General features: G+C 68.5%; 1 protein-coding gene. It reads left to right on the forward strand.

The window, feature by feature from the left end; genetic code table 11:
- The coding region (locus tag J2X65_RS26920; protein ID WP_310208590.1) for an NADP-dependent malic enzyme at positions 1-2,237 on the forward strand (2,237 nt) is incomplete at its 5' end.
- Between the last annotated feature and the right edge of the window lie 26 nt (positions 2,238-2,263).

The following is a 2,263-nucleotide window of genomic DNA, read 5'->3' on the forward strand; positions in this document are numbered from 1 at the left end:
TGGTTTACCACCGTCTACCCCGTCCTGGTAAGCTTGAGATCCAGGCGACCAAGCCTCTGGCCAACCAGCGCGACCTTGCGCTGGCGTACACGCCTGGGGTTGCGGCGGTGTGCGAGGCGATCGCCGCCGACCGGGAGCTGGCGGCGGAGCTCACCGCCAAGCAGAACCTGGTGGCGGTGGTCTCCAACGGCACGGCGGTGCTGGGGCTCGGCAATATCGGGCCGGAAGCCTCCAAGCCGGTGATGGAAGGCAAGGCGGTGCTGTTCAAGAAGTTCGCCGGCATCGACGTGTTCGACATCGAGATCAAGGCGCTCGAGATCGACCATGTGGTGAGCGTGGTGGCGGCGCTGGAGCCGACCTTCGGCGGCATCAACCTCGAGGACATCAAGGCGCCGGAGTGCTTCGAGATCGAGGCGCAGCTGCGCGAGAAGATGAACATCCCGGTGTTCCACGACGACCAGCACGGCACGGCGATCATCGTCGCGGCGGCGGTGGTCAACGCGCTGTTCATCGGCGGCAAGAAGATCGGGGAGGTGAAGATCGTCACCTCCGGCGCCGGCGCGGCGGCGATCGCCACGCTGAACCTGCTGGTGTCGATGGGCGCCAGCCGCGAGAACATCTTCGTCACCGACATCGAAGGCGTGGTCTATGAGGGCCGCGAGGCGCTGATGGACCCCTATAAGGGGGCCTTCGCGCAGAAGACCGAGGCGCGCAGCCTCGCCGAGGTGATCGTCGGCGCCGACATCTTCATCGGCCTGTCCGCCGGCGGCGTGCTGAAGCCGGAGATGCTGAAGGCCATGGGCGAGCGGCCGCTGATCATGGCGCTCGCCAACCCGACGCCGGAGATCATGCCCGACCTCGCGCGCGACGCGCGGCCCGACGCGATGATCTGCACCGGCCGCTCGGACTTCCCCAACCAGGTCAACAACGTCCTGTGCTTCCCGTTCATCTTCCGCGGCGCGCTCGACGTGGCGGCGACGACGATCAATGAAGAGATGAAGATCGCGGCGGTGCACGCCATCGCCGAGCTGGCGCGCGAGACCCCCTCCGACGTGGTGGCGCGCGCCTATGGCGGCGAGACGCCGGTGTTCGGCGCCACCTCGCTCATCCCCTCGCCCTTCGACCCGCGCCTCATCCTGCGGGTGGCGCCGGCGGTGGCGCGGGCGGCGATGGCGAGCGGCGTCGCCAAGCGGCCGATCGCCGATTTCGACGTCTATGCCGAGGAGCTGGACCGCTTCGTGTTCCGCTCCGGGCTGGTGATGAAGCCGGTATTCGCCACCGCCAAGCAGGCGCCCAAGCGGGTGATCTATGCCGAGGGCGAAGACGAGCGGATGCTGCGGGCGGCGCAGGTGGTGGTGGAGGAGGGGATCGCCCGTCCGATCCTGATCGGGCGGCCGGCGGTGATCGACACCCGCCTGGCGCGCTTCGGCCTCTCGATCCGTCCCGGCACCGATTTCGACCTGATCAACCCGGAGGACGATCCGCGCTACCGCGACTATGTGCAGACCTATGTCGAGCTCGCCGGCCGTCGCGGCGTCACGCCGGAGATCGCCCGCACGCTGGTGCGCACCACGCCGACGGTGATCGCCGCGGTGGCGGTGATGCGCGGCGACGCCGACACCATGCTGTGCGGCGTCGAGGGGCGGTTCATCCGCCATCTCCGGCACATCCGCACCATTATCGGCCTGGCGCCGGGGGTGCGCGACGTCTCGGCGCTGTCGATGCTGGTGACGCAGAAGGGGGCGTTCTTCATCTGCGACACCCATGTGTCGACCGATCCCAATGCCGAGGACCTGGTGGAGATGGCGATCCAGGCGGCCGGGCATGTGAAGCGCTTCGGCATCGAGCCGCGCATCGCCATGGTGTCGCATTCGGACTTCGGCTCGCGCGACGACGCCAGCGCGCAGAAGATGCGCCTCGCTACCGGGCTGCTGCACCAGCAGGCGCCGGAGCTGATGGTGGATGGGGAGATGGAGGGCGACAGCGCCATCGTGCCGGAGATCCGCGAGCGGGTGCTGCCGGGCAGCAAGCTGCAGGGTGTGGCCAACATACTGGTCATGCCCAATCTCGATGCCGCCAACATCGCCTACCAGATGGTGAAGGTGTTCGGCGACGCGCTGCCGGTGGGGCCGATCCTGCTCGGCACCGCCAAGCCGGTGCATATCCTCACCCCCTCCGTCACCGCCCGCGGCATCGTCAACATGACCGCCATCGCCGTCGTCGAGGCCCAGGCCTGACGCTCCCCGCCCCAAGGAGCAGGCCC

It is taken from the genome of Ancylobacter sp. 3268 (assembly GCF_031456575.1).
In the GTDB taxonomy this organism is placed as follows: Bacteria; Pseudomonadota; Alphaproteobacteria; order Rhizobiales; family Xanthobacteraceae; genus Ancylobacter.